General features: G+C 71.9%; 19 protein-coding genes. 8 read left to right on the top strand and 11 right to left on the bottom strand.

What is annotated here, in order from left to right:
* Positions 1–215 precede the first annotated feature (215 nt).
* From ASC99_RS10715 to ASC99_RS10700, 4 genes are all read left to right on the top strand, one after another.
* Positions 216–1,343 carry an aliphatic sulfonate ABC transporter substrate-binding protein gene (locus ASC99_RS10715; RefSeq protein WP_057230622.1) on the top strand — a complete coding sequence of 376 codons (1,128 nt, stop codon included), beginning with the start codon at positions 216–218 and terminating at the stop codon, positions 1,341–1,343.
* 127 nt (positions 1,344–1,470) lie between these two features.
* On the top strand, positions 1,471–2,274 hold the full coding sequence (locus ASC99_RS10710) for an ABC transporter ATP-binding protein (protein WP_057230621.1): 804 nt from the start codon (positions 1,471–1,473) through the stop codon (positions 2,272–2,274).
* Positions 2,261–3,160, top strand: a complete 900-nt coding sequence (locus tag ASC99_RS10705; RefSeq protein ID WP_057230620.1) for an ABC transporter permease — start codon at positions 2,261–2,263, stop codon at positions 3,158–3,160. Before ASC99_RS10710 ends, ASC99_RS10705 begins: the two co-directional genes overlap by 14 nt.
* A 9-nt stretch (positions 3,161–3,169) precedes the next feature.
* Entirely contained in the window at positions 3,170–3,931 is a 762-nt protein-coding gene (locus tag ASC99_RS10700) for a sirohydrochlorin chelatase (RefSeq protein WP_057230618.1), read from the top strand.
* 1 nt (position 3,932) lies between these two features.
* On the opposite strand, the gene ASC99_RS38420 is transcribed toward ASC99_RS10700, so the two are convergent.
* Positions 3,933–4,307, bottom strand: a complete 375-nt coding sequence (locus ASC99_RS38420) for a hypothetical protein (RefSeq protein ID WP_057230616.1) — start codon at positions 4,305–4,307, stop codon at positions 3,933–3,935.
* Between the two features lie 3 nt (positions 4,308–4,310).
* Entirely contained in the window at positions 4,311–5,303 is a 993-nt protein-coding gene (locus ASC99_RS10690) for a hypothetical protein (RefSeq protein WP_057230614.1), read from the bottom strand.
* A 113-nt stretch (positions 5,304–5,416) separates the two neighbouring features.
* Here ASC99_RS10690 and ASC99_RS10685 point away from each other — a divergent pair, with 113 nt between their 5' ends.
* Positions 5,417–6,220: a helix-turn-helix transcriptional regulator gene (locus ASC99_RS10685; protein WP_057230612.1), complete on the top strand. Its 804-nt coding sequence runs from the start codon at positions 5,417–5,419 to the stop codon at positions 6,218–6,220.
* Here ASC99_RS10685 and ASC99_RS10680 read toward each other — a convergent pair.
* The 6 genes from ASC99_RS10680 to ASC99_RS10655 form a co-directional block, all read right to left on the bottom strand.
* Positions 6,210–6,809: a hypothetical protein gene (locus ASC99_RS10680; protein ID WP_057230610.1), complete on the bottom strand. Its 600-nt coding sequence runs from the start codon at positions 6,807–6,809 to the stop codon at positions 6,210–6,212. The genes ASC99_RS10685 and ASC99_RS10680 overlap by 11 nt on opposite strands.
* Before the next feature lie 26 nt (positions 6,810–6,835).
* Entirely contained in the window at positions 6,836–7,729 is an 894-nt protein-coding gene (locus ASC99_RS10675) for a WXG100 family type VII secretion target (protein WP_057230607.1), read from the bottom strand.
* A complete protein-coding gene (locus ASC99_RS10670) occupies positions 7,726–8,052 on the bottom strand; it encodes a hypothetical protein (RefSeq protein ID WP_057230605.1) in 327 nt (108 codons plus the stop codon). The genes ASC99_RS10675 and ASC99_RS10670 overlap by 4 nt, the downstream gene beginning before the upstream one ends.
* A gap of 178 nt (positions 8,053–8,230) precedes the next feature.
* Complete coding sequence (locus ASC99_RS10665; protein ID WP_057230603.1) at positions 8,231–9,907, bottom strand: DEAD/DEAH box helicase; 1,677 nt, start codon at positions 9,905–9,907, stop codon at positions 8,231–8,233.
* Between the two features lie 186 nt (positions 9,908–10,093).
* Positions 10,094–10,297 carry a cold-shock protein gene (locus tag ASC99_RS10660; RefSeq protein ID WP_057230602.1) on the bottom strand — a complete coding sequence of 68 codons (204 nt, stop codon included), beginning with the start codon at positions 10,295–10,297 and terminating at the stop codon, positions 10,094–10,096.
* Positions 10,298–10,597: 300 nt separating this feature from the next.
* Positions 10,598–12,757, bottom strand: coding sequence for an MMPL family transporter (locus ASC99_RS10655; RefSeq protein WP_057230601.1), 2,160 nt, complete (start codon positions 12,755–12,757; stop codon positions 10,598–10,600).
* A 330-nt stretch (positions 12,758–13,087) separates the two neighbouring features.
* On the opposite strand from ASC99_RS10655, the gene ASC99_RS10650 reads away from it, so the two are divergent.
* Entirely contained in the window at positions 13,088–13,972 is an 885-nt protein-coding gene (locus tag ASC99_RS10650; RefSeq protein ID WP_057230599.1) for an aminoglycoside phosphotransferase family protein, read from the top strand.
* Positions 13,973–14,077: 105 nt separating this feature from the next.
* On the top strand, positions 14,078–15,001 hold the full coding sequence (locus ASC99_RS40325; protein WP_235502454.1) for a polysaccharide deacetylase family protein: 924 nt from the start codon (positions 14,078–14,080) through the stop codon (positions 14,999–15,001).
* 25 nt (positions 15,002–15,026) lie between these two features.
* Here ASC99_RS40325 and ASC99_RS10640 read toward each other — a convergent pair whose 3' ends face one another.
* The 3 genes from ASC99_RS10640 to ASC99_RS10630 all read right to left on the bottom strand — a co-directional run bounded on the left by ASC99_RS10640 (position 15,027) and on the right by ASC99_RS10630 (position 18,577).
* Positions 15,027–15,728 carry an exonuclease domain-containing protein gene (locus ASC99_RS10640; RefSeq protein WP_057230597.1) on the bottom strand — a complete coding sequence of 234 codons (702 nt, stop codon included), beginning with the start codon at positions 15,726–15,728 and terminating at the stop codon, positions 15,027–15,029.
* Positions 15,729–15,886: 158 nt separating this feature from the next.
* Entirely contained in the window at positions 15,887–17,125 is a 1,239-nt protein-coding gene (locus ASC99_RS10635; RefSeq protein WP_057230595.1) for a Dyp-type peroxidase, read from the bottom strand.
* Positions 17,126–17,329: 204 nt separating this feature from the next.
* Positions 17,330–18,577 carry an SAV2148 family HEPN domain-containing protein gene (locus ASC99_RS10630; RefSeq protein ID WP_057230593.1) on the bottom strand — a complete coding sequence of 416 codons (1,248 nt, stop codon included), beginning with the start codon at positions 18,575–18,577 and terminating at the stop codon, positions 17,330–17,332.
* A 388-nt stretch (positions 18,578–18,965) separates the two neighbouring features.
* On the opposite strand from ASC99_RS10630, the gene glgX reads away from it, so the two are divergent.
* Positions 18,966–21,083 (top strand): glycogen debranching protein GlgX, encoded by a 2,118-nt coding sequence (glgX, locus tag ASC99_RS10625; protein ID WP_057230591.1) that lies wholly within the window; start codon positions 18,966–18,968, stop codon positions 21,081–21,083.
* The last annotated feature ends 26 nt before the right edge of the window (positions 21,084–21,109 follow it).

Below are 21,109 nucleotides of genomic sequence, written 5' to 3'. Positions count from 1 at the left end.
GTTCTCGGGGATGGACAAGGAAGGCGGCCGCATCGGCAGCGGCGTCCTCGGCAGTGGCCAGGGCGGACTGACGCGATGTGCGGGCGGACAGGGGCACTGACCCCCTGTCACCGGGGGTGGCCGCTTCCCACAGCAGACGCCGCCCCCGGCTTGTCCGGCACCATCCGTGCCGCTGTCCGACTTACTTTCTTTCCTGCACGAAGAGGACGACTTCGATGACTTCGCACCAGTTCCTGCCCGGTCGCACCAGACGGACCGCTGTCGCCGCGGTGGCCACCCTGACCGCCCTCGGCCTGCTGACCGCCTGCGGCTACGGCTCCTCCAAGAGCGAGGACAAGGCCGCTCCGGCCGCCGCCTCCTCGGCCGGCGGGGCCAAGCTCTCCGCCGACACGGTGAAGATCGGCTACTTCGCCAACCTGACCCATGGCACCCCGCTGGTCGGCCTCAAGGAGGGCCTGATCCAGAAGGAGCTGGGCGCCACCCAGGTCAAGACCCAGATATTCAACGCGGGTCCGGCGGAGATCGAGGCGCTGAACGCCGGCTCGATCGACATCGGCTGGATCGGCCCCTCCCCCGCGATCAACGGCTACACCAAGTCCAACGGCGAGGCGCTGAAGATCATCGGCGGCTCGGCCTCGGGCGGCGTCCGACTGGTCGTCAACCCCGACAAGATCAAGTCGGTGGACGACCTCAAGGGCAAGAAGATCGCCACCCCGCAGATCGGCAACACCCAGGACGTGGCGCTGCTCAGCTTCCTGGCCGGCAAGGGCTGGAAGGTCGACGCCAACTCCGGCGCCGGTGACGTCTCGGTGGTCCGCTCGGACAACAAGGTCACCCCGGACGCCTACAAGTCCGGCTCGATCGACGGCGCCTGGGTGCCCGAGCCGACCGCCTCCAAGCTGGTCACGCTGGGCGCCAAGGAACTGCTGAACGAGAAGTCGCTCTGGCCGGACAACAAGTTCGTGATCACCAACATCATCGTCTCGCAGAAGTTCCTCAAGGAGCACCCGGACGTGGTGGAGGCCGTGCTGCGCGGCTCGGTGAACACCAACGCCTACATCAAGGCCAACCCGGCCAAGGCCAAGGAAGCCGCCAACGCCGCGATCAAGGAGGCTGCGGGCAACGCCCTGGAGCCGGCCGTCCTCGACCCGGCCTGGGCCGACATCGAGTTCATCGACGACCCGCTGGCCGTCACCCTCCAGAAGGAGGCTGACAACGCGGTGACCGCAGGTCTGCTCAAGAAGCCCAGCCTGAACGGGATCTACGACCTCACCCTGCTCAACAAGGTGCTCAAGGCGAAGAGCCAGGCCGCCGTGGCGGATGCCGGGCTCGGCACCAAGTAGCAGTCCTCCCAAGCTCCGTGGTCCGTGCCCCCGCCCAGCCCAGTCGATGCCCGTCGCCGGGCCGGGCGGGGCCGGACCCCGGCTCCGAACTTTCCCTCGCCAGACCACGCACCCAGGAGGTGTCCGGATGACCACGGCACTGACCACCTCGGAGAGCGCCGCGAGCGTCGGGGTCCTCGACCGCGCCCCCGCCGTCCGGATCTCGCACGTCCACAAGTCCTTCGGCCGCCCCGGCGCCGCCACCCACGTGCTGGACGACATCACCCTCGACGTCGCACCCGGCGAGTTCGTCACCCTGCTCGGTGCCTCCGGCTGCGGCAAGTCGACCCTGCTCAACCTGGTCGCCGGCCTCGACAAGCCCTCGGCCGGAAGCATCGAACTCCCCGGCCACCGCCCGGCGTTGATGTTCCAGGAGCACGCGCTCTTCCCCTGGCTGACGGCCGGCAAGAACATCGAGCTGGCGCTGCGGCTCGGCGGCACCCCGAAGGCCGAGCGGCGCGCCGAGGCGGAGCGTCTGCTCGACCTGGTCCGCCTGAACGGCGCCCACGGCAAGCGCGTCCACGAACTCTCCGGTGGCATGCGCCAGCGCGTCGCGCTGGCCCGCGCGCTCGCCCAGGGCAGCGACGTGCTGCTGATGGACGAGCCGTTCGCCGCCCTGGACGCGATCACCCGGGACGTGCTGCACGACGAGCTCACCCGGATCTGGGCCGAGCAGAAGCTCACCGTGCTGTTCGTCACCCACAACGTCCGCGAGGCCGTCCGCCTCGCCCAGCGGGTCGTCCTGCTCTCCTCGCGCCCCGGCCGGGTCGCCAAGGAGTGGCGGATCGACCTGCCGCAGCCCCGCCGGATCGAATCCGCCGGCGTGGCCGACCTGTCCATCGAGATCACTGACGAACTGCGTGGGGAGATCCGCCGCCATGGCCAGCACTGACACCACCCCCTCCCCCGTCCTGGAGAAGACCACCGCTGCCGACGTCGGCGCCGGCCTGGACGCCCTGGACGCCGTGGTCACCCAGCGGACCCCGTTGACCACCGTGCTCCGGCAGAAGGCCCTGCCGCCGCTGGTCGCGGTCGCGCTGGTGCTCGGCGTCTGGCAGCTCGCCTTCAGCCTGGAGCTGACCGACGAGTACAAGCTGCCCAGCCCCGGCATGGTCTGGGCCGCGCTGGCCGACCTGTGGGCCCAGGGCACCCTGTTCAGCATCATCTGGACCAGCCTCTGGCGCGGCCTGTCCGGCTTCGTCGCCGCCGTGATCATCGGCACCCCGATCGGCCTGCTGGTCGCCCAGGTCAAGCCGGTCCGCGCCGCCATCGGCCCGATCCTCTCCGGCCTCCAGTCGCTGCCCTCGGTCGCCTGGGTCCCCGCCGCGGTGATCTGGCTCGGCGTCAACAGCTCGACCATGTACGCGGTCATCCTGCTCGGCGCCGTCCCCTCGGTCGCCAACGGCCTCGTCGCCGGCATCGACCAGGTCCCGCCGCTGCTGCTGCGCTCCGGCCGCACCATGGGTGCCACCGGCCTCGCCCGCGCCCGGCACGTACTGCTCCCCGGCGCGCTGCCCGGCTACCTGGCCGGGCTCAAGCAGGGCTGGGCCTTCTCCTGGCGCTCCCTGATGGCCGCCGAACTCATCGCCGCCTCCCCCGACCTCGGCGTCGGCCTCGGCCGGTTCCTGGAGAACCAGCGCGAGTTCAACGACATGTCCGGCGTACTGCTCGGCATCATCCTGATCCTGATCGTCGGCGTCGCCATCGACCTGCTGTTCTTCAGCCCGCTGGAGCGCCGCGTGCTGCGCAACCGCGGCCTGCTGGTCAGCAACCGATAGGACCGCACCATGTACCTCGGCCAGCTGCCCGCACTGCCCCACACTCCTGGTGCGGGCAGCCCCGCACTCCTGCTGATCGCCCACGGCAGCCGCGACCCCCGGCACGCCGCCACCGTCAACGAGCTGGTCCGGCAGGTCCGTTCGGTGCGCCCCGGGCTCCAGGTCGGCACCGCCTACCTGGACCACTGCGCGCCCCGGCTGACCCAGGTGGCCGACCGGTTCAGCACCGCCGTCGCCGTCCCACTGCTGCTCAACCGGGCCTTCCACGCGCGCACCGACATCCCGGCCGCGCTCCGCGAGGCCGGGGCTGACGTGCCGCTCGCCGACGTGCTCGGCCCGTCCCCGCTGCTGCTGGCCGCCCTGGACCGCCGTCTGGCCGAGGCCGGGTTCGACCCGGCCGAAGCCCACCGCACCGGGCTGGTACTGGCCGCCGCCGGCTCCTCCGACCGAGCCGCCAACGCCGCCACCCGCGCGGTCGCCGCGGAGTACCGCCGCACCCGCGGCTTCGCCGCCGTCGAGGTCGCGCACGCCTCCGCCGCACCGCCGCAGCTCGCAGACGCGGTCGCCGCGCTGCGGGCCCGAGGGCTGCGCCAACTCGCCGTCGCCCCCTACCTGCTGGCACCGGGCCTGCTGCCGGACCGGATCACCGCGGCCGCCCAAACCGCCGGGGTCGATCTGGTCGCACCGGTCCTCGGCGCCGCCCCGGAGATCGCCGAACTGCTGCTCCAGCGCTACGACCGGGCCCGGCAGAGCACCGCCGTCGCCGCCTGACCTACCGGCCCGCCCAGCGCAGTACGTCCGCCGAGGCGCCCGCCGTCAGCAGATCCTGCTCCACCCTGCGCCGCCCCACCGCGCCCACCAGGACGGCGATCAGCCAGCGCGGCGAGTTCACGTCCGGGTCGGCCAGCACCGCTCGCAGCACCGCGTCGTAGTGCTCCCGTACCAACCGCCGCTCATCCTCCAGCGCCAGGCGCACCAACTGCCGCTTGTGGCCGACCCGGTGGTACTGCGGATACAGCGGCTGCCGCGCCGCCAACGCCTCGACACGCGGGTCCACCGGCTCGTCGAAGACCAGCTCGAGCACCTCGAGCAGCTCGTCCAGACACCGCTCCTGCTCCGCGAGATCCCGCGCGTCGAGTCGTTCCATGCCTCACAGCCTACGCAGCGTGAACCTGTCGTCCAGCACGCCCGCGAACAGCAGGTCCATCCGCCCCGACAGCGTGTACGCCGCCTCGCCAGGACCGGCCACCACCGCCGTCAGTGCCGGATCGGGAGCCGGACGGGCCGTCAGCACCGCACTCCGCCAGCCGTCCGCCGAGCGCAGTTCGACCACCGTGTCCGAACCCCCGCCACCCAGCCGGTTGGTGACGCCGTGCAGCACACCGTCCCGGGTCCGCAGCAGCCCGTCCAGGCCGACCGGACGGTCCCCGCCCGTGACCGCCACCTGCCGCAGCTCCCCCGGCCGGTCGATCGACACCCGCCACAGCGTGCCGTCGTCGTACTTGCCGACCAGCAGCGTGCGCCCGACCCGGACGATCCCGTTCAGCCCGAACCCGCCCACCGGCGCCGCCAGCCGGGCGTCCCGCACCAGCACCGTGGCGGATCCGTCCGGCCGCACCCGGTACATCACCGGCGCGAACGAGTCCGTCACGTACGCTTCGCCGTCCGGCCCCAGCACCAGATCGTTGGCGAAGTGCCGCCCACCGTCCGCCGCGACGGCCGCCAGGTCGGTGTAGAAGATCCGCCGCCCGCTCTCCAGGTCGTACGCCCCGATGCCCGCCACCACCCGGGCCGGGTCGTGCCGCAGGCCCACCCCGGGGTCGGCGTTGGCCACCAGCACCCGGCCCCGGGCCCGGTCGATCTGGATGCCGACCACCGACACCAGGTGCTCCGGGTCGTCCACCAACGTGCGCACCGAGCCGTCGGGGCGGACCACCGACACGGTGCCGTGCCGCAGCGAGCCGACCAGGAAACGGCCGTGCGCGGCGTCCCAGACCGCGTCCTCCGGGTGCAGGCTGTCGGCGTGCCCGGCCAGCACCGACGGCGGGTACGGACGGGCGGCGGCTGCGGGCAGCGCCCCCGCGCCCAGCAGGACGGCGGCCAGCGCCGCCACGGCGGCGGTGCGGAACGGACGGATCGTCATCTCGGTTCTCCTTCAGGAGCGGTGGTACGTGCCTCCACCCTCCCGCCCGGCGCCGGGCCCCGGCAGTGCCCAGCGATACTGGTAGTGGGAGTACCAGCACCACAGGGGGAGCGATGACCACCACCGAACTGCAGCGCACCGAGCTGTCCGACTTCCTGCGCACTCGCCGGGCCCGGCTGTCCCCGGAGCAGGTCGGCCTGGCCCCGGGCGTCCGCCGCCGGACGCCGGGGCTGCGCCGGGAGGAGCTGGCGCTGCTCGCCGGGGTCGGAGTGACCTGGTACACCTGGCTGGAGCAGGGGCGCCGGATCAACCCCTCCCCCGAGGTGCTGGGCAGCCTGGCCCGTACCCTGCGGCTGGACCGGACCGAGACCGCCTATCTCTTCCAACTGGCCGGCGGCGGTACCACCACCGAACCTGCGCCGGCCGAACTCCCGGCCCCACTACTGCGGTTGATGTCCGGCCAGTCCCCGGCCCCGGCCTTTCTGATGGACGCCGACTGGGAGGTCCGGGCGTGGAACCCGGAGGCCGACGCGCTGTTCGACTACACCGCCTGCGACCCGGCCGACCGCAACCTGGCCTGGCTGGCCTTCGCCAACCAGGCCAACCGGCGCCGCACCGTGGACTGGGAGCGGCACGCCCGCCGGCTGCTGGCCCAACTCCGCACCGCCGCCGGGGAGCGCCCCGCACTGGCCGAGGTGATCACCCGGCTGCGCACCCACTTCCCGGAGGCGGACCGCTGGCTGGACGAGCATCAGGTGCTCGAACGGGCCGGCACCGCCAAGGACTTGTCACACGAGGCGGTCGGCCTGCTGCGGATCGACCAGCTGGTACTCCAGGCGTCCGACGGGTTCCAGCTGGTCGTGTTCTCCCCACGCGATCCCGAGACCACCGATCGCCTACGCCGGCTCACCCGCTGAACGCGGCCACCAACGGATCGGCGTTACGCGGCAGGTCTGCCGACACACCCGCCCAGGAGCCGTCCCGGAAGACCAGGTCGATTCGGCCGCGCTGCAGCACACCCTTGGCGTTGCGCCGGAACTCGGCCAACTCGCCACGCTGCACCGCCCACTGCACGGCGTGCTGCTCGCTGAGCAGCTGCCAGATCGCGGAGCGGTCCACCACCATCAGCACCCGCCGGTCGGTGACGGTGAGCAGGCCCGAGGCGTACGCGCCGTCCTCGTACATCCGGATCACGAAGCGCCCGGCGGCACTGGCCCAGTCCCCGCCCATCCCGGTGCCGTGCAGCGCCCGTTCGGGCGCGGCCGACGCCACCCGGTCCTCGACCGCGCCGACCGCCGCCGAGACCGGGTTCACCACGGCGTAGGCCCGGCGCAGCACGTTGAACGGCCTGGCCAACTTCTGTTCGAGCTGGCTGGGCTGACGGGGCGTGAGCAGCTCCTCGGGCGGGCGCGCGATACCCGGAGCCAGGCTCACCTTGGCCGCCTCGATCAGGCGCTCGCCCGGCTCCAGCAACGGCTGGACGATCTCGCGGTCGGCGTTGAGCATCGCGTGCCCGCCCTTCCTCGTCGGTCTCAGCCGAAGGCCTGGTCGAAGCGCTGCTTGCGCTCCTCCGGGCTCAACTCTACGGTCGGCGGCAGGTTCTGCGGGTTGATCTTCTTGTCCGCCTCGTCGGCGCCGAAGATCAGACCCTGCTGGATCGCGGTCTTGGCGGTCTCGCCCACCGGGTCACCGGTCAGGCCGATGGCACCCAGGGCGGCCTTGCCGACGCCCTTCTTGATCATGCTGGCGGCGAGCGCCTCGGGGTCGAACTGCTTGGTCCAGGTCCACGGCTTCTTCGGGCTCAGGTGCGGCCGGGCGGAGGCCGCCTTGATCGCCTTCATGGCGTCCGCGACCTTCGTCAGCGCCGAGGCCAACTTCCGTACCAGCATGGCGATCCGGGCGCTGGCGATGGTGCCCTCGGCAGCTGCGGCGGCGGCCTCCGCGGCCAGCGACACACCGGCCGTGATCACGCTGAAGGCGAGCGAGGCGGCGAAGGTGATGATCGCCCACTCGATCAGCTCACGGATCACCGTCTCCACCAGCTCCTGGGCGACCCGGCACTCCTCGGCGGCCTCCTCCAGGCGGTAGGCGGTGTTCTCCATGTCGTCCGCCTCCTCCTCCAGCGCCGTCTCGTACTCGGCGAGTTCCTGCTGGAGCTTGTCGGCGGCCTCGCCCTGCCAGTCGTTGGTCAGCGCGGCCCGGTCCCGCCGCTGGTCGGCGATCACCTCACGGAGTGCCTCGGCCTGTGCCTTCCAGAGCTTGGCCGCGTCCAGCAGCCCCTCCGGGTCACCGGTGACGAACTCCAGCATCTCGGCGAACGGCTCGACGATCGGGCGCAGGATGGCGTCCACCACGCTGCCCAACGGACTGAGCCAATTGTCGATCTTCACATAGGCGTTGACCGCCTCGGACGCCGGACTGCTCATGCCCCGAGCCCCCTGGCCATCACCTGCATGTTCTCGGCGAGTCCGCGCTCGGCGGCCTCATAGGATCGGGCCAGGTCCTCCGAGTGCCCGGAGATCCGCTCCATGGTGTCCGCGACGGAGATCAGGTTGACCACGGCGGCCTCGTGCCGCTCCTGGTAGTCCCGCTCGATCTCGTCCGCCTCCGGCAGCTTGCCGAAGGCCCCGGACGGCAGCCGGTGCTCGCCCAACTGGCTCCGGATCTCCCGCACTCGGGTCGAACGCTCCTCCGAGGTACGGCCGAACCGCCGTATCGCCTCCGGATCGACCTGATACTCACCCGCCATGGCAGGTACTCCTCCCCCGTGACCGCCCTCACTCCGACATCATGAGGCCGAAAAAAAGCTAGCACACGCCCCACCACCGACTCTGTGCCAGTCCGGTCCCGAAAACGCCACTGGGGCAACAGACTTGTCACGTCCGTTGCCCCAGTGCCGATTCGCGAGGTCAGTCCGACCTGCGAGGTCAGTCCGACTTGCGCCGCTGCCGGCCGGTGCCGTAGTTGGAGCCGGTCTTCGAGCCCGAACCCGGCTTGCTCCCGGCCGACTTGCCGATGAACCCGGCAGCCGTCCGACCGTTGCCGCCGTTGGCCCGGCCGGAGCCGCCACCCGCGGAGGCACCCGCGCCCATCCGCTGCTTGGTCCGCGGACGACGGGCGTTGCCGTTCATGTCCACGTCCGCGGGCAGTCCGGAGCGCTTGGGGGCGGCGCGCCGACGCGGCTGGGCCGGGGCTGCCGGGTCCGCACCGGGGGCGACCACCGGGGTCAGCGTGACCGCCACGCCGGTGGGCGTCCGGGCGCCGGTGATCCGGGCCAGCTCGGCGTCGCCGGGGCGGATCTTGGTGGTGGTCGGCCGGATGCCCGCGGTGGTCATCAGGCGGCTCACCTCGCGGCGCTGCTCGGGCAGCACCAGGGTCACCACGGTGCCGGACTCGCCGGCCCGGGCGGTCCGGCCGCCACGGTGCAGGTAGTCCTTGTGGTCGACCGGCGGGTCCACGTTGACCACCATGTCGAGACCGTCGATGTGGATACCGCGAGCCGCCACGTTGGTGGCGATCAGCGCGGTGATCTGACCGTCCCGGAACTGGTCCAGCACCCGGTTGCGCTGCGGCTGCGACTTGCCGCCGTGCAGCGCGGCCGCCTTGACCCCGGCGGCGAGCAGCTGCTTGGCCAGTCGGTCGGCACCGTGCTTGGTGTGCACGAACATGATCAGCCGGCCCTCGCGGGAGGCGATGTGCGCGGTGGCCGAGACCTTGTCGGCGGCATCCAGCTGCAGCACGTGGTGGTCCATGGTGGTGACCGCGCCGGCCGACGGGTCGACCGAGTGGGTCACCGGGTCGGTCAGGAAGCGGCGCACCAGGCGGTCCACGTTCCGGTCCAGGGTGGCCGAGAAGAGCATCGTCTGGCCGCCCACGGCGACCTGCTCCAGCAGCTTGGTGACCTGGGGCAGGAAGCCCATGTCGGCCATCTGGTCGGCCTCGTCCAGGACGGTGATCTGCACGTCGTCCAGCCGGACGTCCTGACGGTTGATCAGGTCGTCCAGGCGGCCGGGGGTGGCGACCAGGACCTCGGCGCCACGGCGGACGGCGTTCGCCTGCCGGGTGATCGACATACCGCCGACCACGGTGGCGATCCGCAGGTTGACCGCGGTGGCGTACGGGGTGAGCGCGTCGGTGACCTGCTGGGCCAGCTCGCGGGTCGGCACCAGCACCAGGGCCAGCGGGCAGCGGGCGTCGGCCCGCTTCCCGGCGGTGCGGGCGAGCAGCGAGAGGCCGAAGGCGAGGGTCTTGCCGGAGCCGGTCCGGCCACGGCCGAGCACGTCACGGCCGGCCAGCGCGTCCGGCAGGGTGGCGGACTGGATCGGGAAGGGCTCGACGACACCCTCCTTGCCGAGGGCGGAGAGCAGGCCCTTGGGCATCTCCAGCTCGGCGAAGGTGGCGGCCGGCGGCCGGGCCGGGGTGCCCTCGACCACGGTGAAGTCGGCGGGCGGCTGCTGCTGGGCGGCAGCACGCTGCGGGCGGCGGTTGCCGCCACCGCTGCGGCTGAGGCCGCCACTGCTGGTGCCGGTGCGCTGCTGCTGCGGGCGGCCGGTGGACTGCTGCGGGCTGCGACGGTTGCGCGGCGGGCGGGCAGGGGTGGTCATGTGTTCTCCGTCCTGGGCGGCCGATGGCCACGGTTGTACGCGTGGCGAAGGACCAGAAAGTGGCACCCCCGGCATGGAGCTGGGGGAGGTCGGCCGTCAGGAGTCGTTGCACCGCCCCGGCCGTTCGGCGGCATGAACGAGGGCCCGCACCGTGCGGTGCGGGCCCTCGCTACGCTTTGTTCAGGTTCAGACGAGGCGGATGTTCTCGGCCTGCGGGCCCTTCTGGCCCTGCGTGACGTCGAACTCCACGTGCTGGCCCTCAACGAGCTCACGGAAGCCATTGGCCTGGATGTTGGAGTAGTGGGCGAACACGTCCGGGCCGCCACCCTCCTGCTCGATGAAGCCGAAGCCCTTTTCGCTGTTGAACCACTTCACGGTGCCGGTAGCCATAACCGTCTCCTTCTACTGGGGCAAGGGACCCACACCTCGTAGGACCCAAGTAGCCGCGATCCCCATCCGGAGGTTGAACACCGGACAAAACAAATGCGCCTGTTGGTTGGTACCAGCAGGCGCACACGTACGTTCATGGGAACCAAAACTGCAACTGCCTCGACTGTAGCACGGTGGCACCCGAGATGATCGGAGAATTTCCCCCGATCGGCCCCCCTGACACACGCCGTTCATCAAGCCCGCTCACCTGCGCCGGAGCGGCGGACGGCATGATCACCGTCCACCGCTCCGGACACCGGGTCAGTGCCGTCCGGCCGGCTCCGGCTCCTTGCCGAGCGAGAGCTCCGCCTCGTGCCCGGGCAGCGCCGCGTGGCCGGGCCACCAGGCGGCCTTGCCGAGCAGCGCGGTGAGCGCCGGGGTGAAGAACAGCGCCATCACGAAGGCCGACACGATGATGCCGAAGGCCACCGAGAAGCCGATCTCACTGAAGAAGATGTTGCCCGCGAGCAGCATCGTGCCGAAGGTGCCGGCCAGGATGAAGCCGGCCGCCGCGACGGTCGGGCCGCCGTGCTTGACCGCCAGTGCGGCGGCCTCGCGCGGGCTGTGGCCCTCGGCCGCCTCCTCGCGGAGCCGGGCGATCATCAGGATGTTGTAGTCGGTGCCGATCGCCACCACGAACAGGTAGATCAGCATCGGCAGCATGAACATCAGGCCGCTCTCGCCCTGGACGTGCTGGAACATCAGGCTGGTGGCACCGATGGTGGCGGTGAAGCCGAGGCCGACGGCCACCATCAGGTACCAGGGGGCGACCGCGCTGCGCAGCAGCAGGCCGAGGATCAGCATGATCAGCACGGCCGCGATCGGGAAGACCAGCGAGTAGTCGCGGGACATCGCGGAGTTGATGTCCTTGTAGACGGAGGTCAGACCGCCGACGTAGGCCTCGGTCCCGGCCGGGGCGGAGGCGTGGGCCACCTTGCGCAGGTCGGTGACGGTGTCGATCGCCTCGTTGGTGGCCGGGCCGTCCTTCAGCATGACGGTGAAGTCGGCGGTGCCGCCGTCCTTGCTGATGCTGGGCTTGTCGAAGGCCTGGGCCACCCCGTCGACCTTGCCGAGCGCGGCCGCATAGCCCGCGAACGAGGCCGGGTCGAGCTTGGCGCCGTCCTTACCGGTCAGGTAGACGTGGCTCGGGTCGGCGGCACCGGCCGAGAACGCCGTCATCAGGGTGTCCTGGACGACCATCGACTCCTTGGTCTTCGGCATCGAGCCGGCCGCCAGGTCGAAGGTGCCCTTGTAGCCGAACGCGGCCGCCGAGAAGGCCAGCAGCAGCCCGCCGGAGACCAGCGCGACCATCAGCGGACGACGCTTGACGGTCTCGCCGAAGACGGCGAAGCGGGCGTTCTTCGGCTCGTTCTGCCACGCCTTCGAGGGCCAGAACAGCACCCTCTCCGGGATCAGCGACAGGATCGCGGGCACCAGGGTGACCGAGGCGAGCGCGGTGACGCCGACCGCGATGGCCAGCGAGGGGCCCATCGCCTTGAACATGCCGAGGCTGGAGAGCAGCAGCACGCTGAACGCCACGATCACGGCGCCGGCGGCGGAGGTGATCGCCTCGCCGACCCGGCCGACCGCGTTGGCCACGGCGTCCTTACGGCTGTCCCCGGCCCGCAACCGCTCGCGGTAACGGAACATCAGGAACAGGAAGTAGTCGGTGCCCACGCCGAACAACACGATGATCAGGATTGCCGAGACCGAGTTGTCGGCCTTCAGGCCGAAGGCCTTCACCGCGTACCCGATCAGGCCGTTGGCCACCATCGAGTAGACGAAGACCGAGATGACCGGCAGCAGCGCGATGATCGGGCTACGGAAGATGATGCCGAGCGTGAGCATGATGATCACGATCGTGCCGACGCCGATCAGCAGGTTGGCCAGCTCGCCCGAGTCCTTCTGGTCCAGGTTCTGCGCCGCCTGGCCACCGAGCTGGACCTTGAGGGCACTGCCTTCGGCCAGCTTCTTGGCGTCCTCGCGCAGTTCCTTGGCGGAGTCGGCGGCCTCGGGCTTGTAGGCCGCGTCCTTCTCCATCCCGACCATCGAGAGGGCGTACTTGCCGTCCTTCGAGGTGCTCTGCGCGGTGACCGGGGTGACCTGCTCGACAAACTTGATCTTCTTGTCGGTCAGGCCCTGGACGACCTTGGTCATGGTCGCCTTGTCCGCCTCGTCCAGCGGCGCGCCGTCGGTGCGCTCGAAGAGCACCATGGCCGACGGGGTGAAGTTGGCGGGGAACGCCTGCTGCTGCACGACCGAGGCCCGGATGGACTCGTAGTGCCGCGGCAGGAAGTCGCTCGCGTCGCTCTGGGCGGTCAGCTTGGGCGCGGTCGAGACGATGGCGACTGCGGCGATGATCCAGGCGAGGATCACCCACCAGGCGCGCTTGACGACGAATTGTCCGATCCGGTGGAACATGCTCGTTGTGCCTCCTGGGCATGGTTCACCGCAGCCCTTGGGGGACGGGACACTGGGGCGACGGCTGTGAGCGGCCGGGCCCGGAGGCTCCTAGCCGGTCGGCAGGTAAGTAAGTGTGAGCATCGTACGTGAGCCGCCCCGCGACCGGGCAGGCGGGCTCCGGTCGGTGCACCCCCCGGGCCATGGAACCGGCCCTGCCCCCATCCTGACCCGGGCCGGACCCCGCTCACCTCCTGCTCCAGACGGAGGCCCCTCCCCCTCAGGGTGGAGTGGCGCTGCCCTGGAGGAGGAGACCGGTGCCACCGGGCCGGCCTGCGCGATGATGCCCGGATGAGCACTTTCGACGCCGCCACCGCCCTGGCCCTGCTGACCCGCGCCTGCGCGACCGCCGGTATCCCGGACCCGGCGGCGGCGGAACTGCTGGCGTTCGGCGAGAACGCCGCCTTCGATCTCGGCGATCCGGCGGTGGTGGCCAAGGTCGGCCGCGGCCCTGCGGTGGCCGAGCGGGCCCGCCGCGAACTGGCCGTCTCCGGCTGGCTCGCCGGGCAGGGCATCCCGGTGGTCCGTCCATACCTGCCGGAGCCGGTTCTGGTGGACGGACACCCCGTCACCTTCTGGCACCGCCTGGCCCCCGCCGTCCGCCCGGCCGGGCCCGCCGACCTGGCGCCACTGCTGCGCGCGCTGCACGCGTTGCCGGCCCCGCCGTTCGCGCTCCCCCGGCGCGAGCTGCTCGCCCCGGTGGACCGCTGGCTGGCGAGCGCGGACGGGCACGTGGACCCGGCGGACGTCGCCTTCCTGCGGGCCCGCCGGGCCGACCACCAGGCCGCGATCGCCGAGCTGGTCCCGGAGTTGACCCCCGGGGTGATCCACGGCGACGCCCTGCCGCGCAACGTCCGGGTCGGCCCGGACGGCCCCGTCCTGCTCGACCTGGAGACCCTCTCCGACGACCTGCGCGAACACGACCTGGTGGTGCTCGCGCTCAGCCACGACCGGTACGGCGTCCCCGCCGAGGACTACCTGGCCTTCACCGGGGCGTACGGCTGGGACGTCCGGGACTGGCCCGGCTTCGCGGTGCTGCGTGGGGCCAGGGAGACCGCGAGCGCCTCCTGGGTCGCCCAGCAGGCACCCGAAAACCCGGCCGCACTGGCCGAGTTCACCCGCCGGGTCGGTTCGCTGCGGGACGGGGCCACGGCGGTGCGCTGGCACTCGTTCTGAGGCCGTCCGTTCGTACGCACCTTCGGAACCGGCGCGTACGCTCCTGACGTCTCATCGGGCAGGCGCCCTGGACGGGCGGCCGGTACGACGTCAGGAGTCGTCGCCATGCGGACCCCCTTCGCCCAGCAGACCCGGTACGGCCTCACCGGCCTGCTCGCCGCCGCACTGCTGGTCTCCTGCACCAACTCGCCCAAGCCCGAACCGAGTTCGGCTGCCACGACCTCCACCCCGTCCTCCACCCCGTCCTCCACTCCGGCCTCCGCCACGCCGACTCCCAGCCCGTCCCCGTCCGCTTCGCCGTCCCTGCCGCCCCGGCCCGCCACCAGCCCGTCGGCGAGCACCGAGCCGCCGCCCCCGGCGCCGCCGACCAGCAGGCCCACTACGCCCAAGCCCTCAACAACCCCCAAACCCCCGCCACCGCCCGGGACTTCGAGCTCGGTGGTGCGCAGCACCGCCTCCGGCGGGCGGACCGTGGCACTCACCTTCGACGACGGTCCCGGCGCCGCCACCGGCCAGGTGCTCGACCTGCTCTCCCGGTACGGCGCCCGGGCCACCTTCTGCGTGACCGGCCTGAACGCCACGGCCTACCCGGCCGTCGTCCAGCGGATCCGGGCCGAGGGGCACCGGCTCTGCGACCACAGCGTGAGCCACCCACAGCCCTTCGCGGCGCTCTCGCACCACCAACAGGCGTACGAGATCGTCGCCGCCAAGGACATGATCGTCAAAGCAGGTGGCGCGGGCACCAAGGTCCCCTGGTTCCGGGCGCCGGGCGGCGCGTTCACCCCCGACAACCAGATGGTCGCCGCGGCCAACGGCCTGCGCCCGCTCGGCTGGTCGGTCGACCCGCGCGACTGGAGCCGCCCCGGCGTCGCCGCCATCGTCGGCACCGTCCAGCGCGACCTGCGCCCGGGCGGGGTGGTGCTGCTGCACGACGCGGGCGGCGACCGCTCCCAGACCGTCACCGCCCTACGGCAGTTGCTGCCCTGGCTGGCCGCCCAGGGGTACACCTTCGACTTCCCGGCGGTCTGACCGGGGGGTCGGCTACGGAGGTCGGCTACCGGAGCGGCCAGGTGCTGTCGACCTCGGCGGCCGGGTCCTTCTCCCGGCGCAGCCAGGACTGCAGCTCCTCGGCCCAGCCCCGGTACCAGCCGATCTGACGGGTGTGCAGCTGCTCCGGTGTCAGGCCGCCGACCTCGGCGGGGTAGCGCTCACCGAGGGCGACGGCGACCCGGACCGCGGCCAGCGCGTCGCTGCCCGCCTCGTGAGCGTCTATCAGCTCGACGCCGTAGACGGCGCAGACGTGCTGCAGGGTGCGCGAGCCGCGCCGGTACTTGTCGACGGCACGGTCGATCACCAGGGCGTCGACCACCGGGCCGACGCTGCCGCCGAGCCGGTCGGCCAGCGAGCGCAGGCCGTACCTGGCGAGCTCGGCGTCCAGCAGGGAGAGGTCGAACGGCGCGTTGAAGGCCACCACCGGGCGGCCCGCCAGCAGCCGCTCGCACAGCGCGCCGGCTATCTCCTCCACCGCCATCGCGGCGGGGCGGCCGTCCCGGCGGGCCTGCTCGTCGCTGATGCCGTGGATCGCCGTCGCCTCGGCGGGCACCGGCACGCCGGGGTCGAGCAGCCAGTTCAGCACCCGCTCGGGCCGTGGCCCGAAGGTGTCCACCAGTGCCGCGGTGACGATCCGGGAGGTCGCCGGGTCGGTGCCCGTGGTCTCCAGGTCGAAGCCGACCAGAGGCTCCTTCCACCAGCTCATCCGAGATGTCCTTCCGTCGGTCCGTCGCGAGGTGCCCATCATCGCGCGCACCAGTGACAGCAGGAACCGCCGGGTACCGGATAACAGCCTTCGGACGGGCCGGCTCAGTCGTCGGCTCAGTCGGCCGACGGGTCGGCCCGCGCGGCCGGCACGGCGGCTCACTCCGCCAGCATTCCCCGGCCGAGCCAGTCGTTCCCGTCCCTGACCCCGGGCAGCGCGAAGAAGTAGCCGCCGCCGGTGCAGACCAGGAAGTCGCCCAGCGGCTCGCCCTCCAGCCGCCGCTGGACCGCCTCGAACTGCCGGACCAGGTCCTGCTGGTAGCAGCAGAACGCCAGCCCGGTGTCGAGCCGCCCGTCCCCGGCCAGGCCCCGGTCGTAGGTGTAGCCCCGCCGCAGCACTCGCGAGTCGTCGGTCTCGGGGGTACGCGGGTTGGCCAGCCGGATGTGCGAGTCGAGCGGGATGACGGCGCCGGTCGGGTCCTTGGTGTAGTCCGGCAGATCGGTCTCGGTGGTCCCGTCGAGCGGGGCGCCGGTGTCGCGGCGGCGGCCGATCAGCCGTTCCTGACGCTCCAACGGCAGCTCCTCCCAGGCCTCGCAGAGCACCCGGACGGTGCGCAGCACCTGGTAGCTGCCGCCCTCGGCCCAGGCCGGTTCGCCGCTGCCCGGCTGCACCCAGACCAGCCGGTCCAGCTCCCGGGCCGAGCTCGGGTCCGGGTTGGCGATGCCGTCCTTGAAACCCATCACGTTGCGCTGGGCACCGTCCGGCCGGGCCGGGTTGAGCTGGCCGTCGATCCGCCAGAGCGGCTGCAGCCTGCCCCGGGTGCGGCGGCCGAGGTCGCGCAGCGCGTGGCTGACCACGTCCCGGCTGTCGGCGCAGAGCTGGAGCGAGAGGTCGCCGTGCAGCTCGCCGGCGCGCAGCCGGTCGCCGCGGAACGCCGGCATCTGACGGATCCGGGCCGGTTGCACCCCGGCCAGGCCGTAGCGGCGGTCGAACAGCGTGGCGCCGACGCCGACCGTGACGGTGAGGCCGTCGGCGGGGACCACCGGGCCGAGTGTGCCGCTGTCGCCGGTCGGGGCACCCGGGGCGTCGGCCGGCGGGGTGCCGCCCGCGGTGAGAAAGCGGATCCGGCCCGTCAGGTCGCGCAGCAGCTCCGCCAGTCCGGCCCGGTCGGGCACGGTGACCGCGAACGAGGCGAACGTCGCGTAACCCTGAGCGGGGGTGACGATCCCGGCCTGGTGCGGGCCGTGGAACGGGATCACCGCGCGGGGCCGCCCGGTCCTGGCGGCGGCGGGCGCGGCCCCCACCCCGGCCCCGATGGCGAGGGCACCGGAGGCGAGGGCGGTGGCCTTGACGAAGCTGCGGCGGCCGAATCCGGCCGGGCAGGTCTGATCGGTCATCAGGCGGACTTCCTGGGGCTCGGGAGCGAGTGTCGGTCATCGGCACCTGGAGGGTTCCCGGGCGCACTGTGACCCCGCTGCCCGCCGCCGATGATCAACATCCTGACACCGGGCCCGTCCCCCGGCTCGTCCGGCGAGGCCCGCCGACACTCGGTCAGCCGCCCCCCGTTCCGGTACGACTGTCGGCCCGCAGGTCAGGCCCCCTCAGGACACCGCCCTGGAGTCCACCCAGACCCCCTCGAACTCCTCGCGGTAGACCTCCAGCAGCCCGGGTTCCTGCCCGCCCGGCTCCTGCCCGGCACCGCCGCGCAGCACCAGCGCGGGAGACTCGATCCCGCGTGCCCGCCGCAGGTACGGCTGCACCACGCCGAGATCGCCCGAGCGCCGTCGGCCGGGCGGCCGGGCGCCCTCCACCAGGTACGCCGTGAAGCGCGGCATCTCGTCGAACACCCGAATCTCGAAGCCGCCCTGGTCGCGTAGCCGGGCCCGGACCCGGCGGACGTGCATGATGTTCATCTCGATCGAGCGGGCCAGCTCGCCCCGCCCGAGCCCGAGCTCCCGCTCCCGGCGGCGGACCGCGCTGCTGGCCGGGTTGAGGAAGAGCAGCCGGACCCGGCAGCCCTCGGAGGCCAGCCGCACCAGCCGCTTGCCGGTGTAGTTCTGGCAGAGCATGCCGAGCGCGATGCCGACCGCGTCCAGCCGCCTGGCGCCCTCCAGCAGGTCCTCCACCGGCAGCTCGCGCTGCAGCCTGACCCGGTCGGCGTGCACCGAGACCACGTCCGCGAACCGGCCGCCGACCAGCTCCTCGACCACGTCGGCGGGCACCCCGCCGGAGCCGCCGTCCAGCAGGGTGAGCAGCCGGGCGGCGGCCCGCTCGGTCTGCGCCAGCACCGTCCCGGAGAGGCTGCGGTTGCGGGAGACCACGTGCCGGGCGACCTCCAGCTCGTCCAGCGCGAGCTCGATCTCCCGACGGTCGATCAGATAGGGCTCGAAGCACGGCCAGTGCTGCACCATCAGCTCGCGCAGCTGCGGCAGGGTGAGGAAGACCAGCGGGTCGTCGTCGGCCGGGTCGAGCAGGTAGCCCTTGCGGCGGCTGACCTCGCGGACCGCACCGGCCCGGTGCACCCACTCCTCGCCGGCTGGGCCGGCGGCGGCGGTCACCCAGTCCTCGCCGTGCGCGGGCGCGTAGACCGGCCGGAGCACCTCGTCCACCAGGGCGCGCAGCCGCTGTTCGACCAGGTTGAGCCAGACGTACGCCCGGCCGGCCAGCCGGACCCGGTGGTCGGCCAGCCCCCACTGGTCGGCGGACCAGGCCAGTGGCGCGGGCTCGGCCGGACCGCCCTGGGCCGGGACGGTGGCGCGCTTCGGCGGCCGGCCTCGCATCACCACCGTCGGCGCCTCGCTCCGGCCGGGGTTCTCCGGGCCGTCCCGGCCGTCGGCGGGGACCACCATGCGCTACCTCACCTCTCGGCCCACCCCCGGCGGACCGGCGAGATGACGGACCGTCCGCTGACCCTGTCTCAACCATGGCGGAGAGGGCCTGGCCTGAGTCCGCACGGTGCCCGGAGCGCGTGCCGGACGATCAAGGGTACTGCCCGGGTCGGCGGGGGCGCAGCCCCTTGTCCGCACAACCATCCGTTCGGAGAAGGTGGATTAGCCAGTGGGCGGACACTCGTTCGGGCGAAGTCGCAGCCGATTGCTCGCCCTGACGGCCTCGGGTTGGGGAGGATTCCGGTATGCCGTGCATCACGGTACGCATGGTCCGTACATGGTTCGGCAGCCAGCCGGGCAGATCCTGTACAGCGCCAATTTCGGTTGGCACCAGGGAAGTTGAGGCGATATGCAGGTCTGGCCAGGGCAGCCGTACCCCCTCGGCGCCACCTACGACGGGGCCGGCACCAACTTTGCGGTGTTCTCCGAGAGCGCCGATCGGATCGAGCTCTGCCTGCTGGGCGAGGACGACTCCGAGACCTCGGTCGAGCTCCGGGAGACGGACGCCTTCGTCCGGCACGCCTACCTGCCCGGCATCCAGCCCGGGCAGCGCTACGGCTTCCGCGTGCACGGCCCGCACAATCCCGGGCTGGGCCAGCGGCACAACAGCGCCAAGCTGCTGCTCGACCCGTACGCCAAGGCGATGAGCGGCCACATCGACTGGGACGAGTCGGTGTACGGCTACCACTTCGGCGCACCCGAGCGGCGCAACGACCTGGATTCGGCGCCGCACACCATGCACTCGGTGGTGATCAACCCGTACTTCGACTGGGGCAACGACCGGCCCCCGCGCACCGACTACCACCGCACGGTGCTCTACGAGGCCCACGTGAAGGGCCTGACCCAGCTGCACCCCGGCATCCCCGACGAGATCCGGGGCACCTACGCGGGGCTGGGCCACCCGGCCGTGATCGAGCATCTGGCCAAGCTCGGGGTGACCGCGATCGAGCTGATGCCGGTGCACCAGTTCGTCCGGGACCACCGGCTGCGCGACCTCGGGCTGTCCAACTACTGGGGCTACAACACCATCGGCTTCTTCGCCCCGCACTCCTCCTACTCCTCCGGCGGGGACCGCGGGCAGCAGGTGCAGGAGTTCAAGTCGATGGTCAAGGCGCTGCACGCGGCGGGCATCGAGGTGATCCTCGACGTGGTCTACAACCACACCGCGGAGGGTAACCACCTCGGTCCGACGCTCTCCTTCCGCGGCCTGGACAACGTCTCCTACTACCGCCTGGCCAAGGACCAGCGGTTCTACGAGGACACCACGGGCACCGGCAACAGCCTGCTGATGCGCAGTCCGCACGTGCTCCAGATGATCATGGATTCGCTGCGCTACTGGGTCACCGAGATGCACGTGGACGGCTTCCGCTTCGACCTGGCCGCCACCCTGGCCCGGCAGTTCCACGAGGTGGACCGGCTCTCCTCGTTCTTCGACCTCTGCCAGCAGGACCCGGTGGTCTCCCAGGCCAAGCTGATCGCCGAGCCCTGGGACTTGGGCGAGGGCGGCTACCAGGTCGGCAACTTCCCCCCGCTCTGGACGGAGTGGAACGGCATGTACCGGGACACCGTCCGCGACCTCTGGCGCGGCGAGGCCGCCACGCTGGCCGAGTTCGGCTCCCGGCTGACCGGCTCCTCCGACCTCTACCAGGACGACGGCCGCCGCCCGATCGCCTCGATCAACTTCGTCACCTGCCACGACGGCTTCACCCTGCGCGACCTGGTCTCCTACAACGAGAAGCACAACGAGGCCAACGCCGAGGACAGCCGGGACGGCGAATCGTTCAACCGCTCGTGGAACTGCGGCGCCGAGGGCGACACCGACGACCCCGGCGTGCTGGAGCTGAGAGCCCGTCAGCAGCGGAACTTCATCGCCACCCTGCTGCTCTCCCAGGGCGTGCCGATGCTCTCCCACGGCGACGAGCTGGGCCGCACCCAGCACGGCAACAACAACGCCTACTGCCAGGACAACGAGCTCTCCTGGGTGCACTGGCCGAAGACCGGCACCCCGGAGTCGGAGCTGCTGGAGTTCACCCAGGGCATGATCTGGCTCCGCCGGGACCACCCGGTCTTCCGCCGCCGCCGGTTCTTCCACGGCCGCCCGGTCTCCGGCACCCACGACGACCTGACCGACATCAACTGGTTCACCCCGGCCGGCGAGGAGATGACCAAGCGGGACTGGTCCACCAGCTACGCCAAGTCGCTCACCGTCTTCCTGAACGGCAACGCGATCTCCGAGCCCGACCGGCGCGGCGGCAAGATCGTCGACGACTCCTTCCTGCTGCTCTTCAACGCCCACTCCGAGCCGCTGGAGTTCACCGTCCCGGCCGACCACGGCCAGGAGTGGCAGACCGTGGTGGACACCACCCAGCCGGTGCTGCCCGCCCCGGGCACCGGGACAAGGGTGAAGGCGGGTGACACGCTCTGGCTGACCGACCGCTCGCTGATGGTCCTTCAGCGCCCGGCCTGACCCACCCGCCCACTCCGCCCCATCGA

The organism is Kitasatospora sp. Root107 (genome assembly GCF_001424875.1).
GTDB lineage: Bacteria > Actinomycetota > Actinomycetes > Streptomycetales > Streptomycetaceae > Kitasatospora.
Note: the sequence above shows the minus strand (reverse complement) of the source record. Positions and strands in the feature narration are given on the sequence as shown.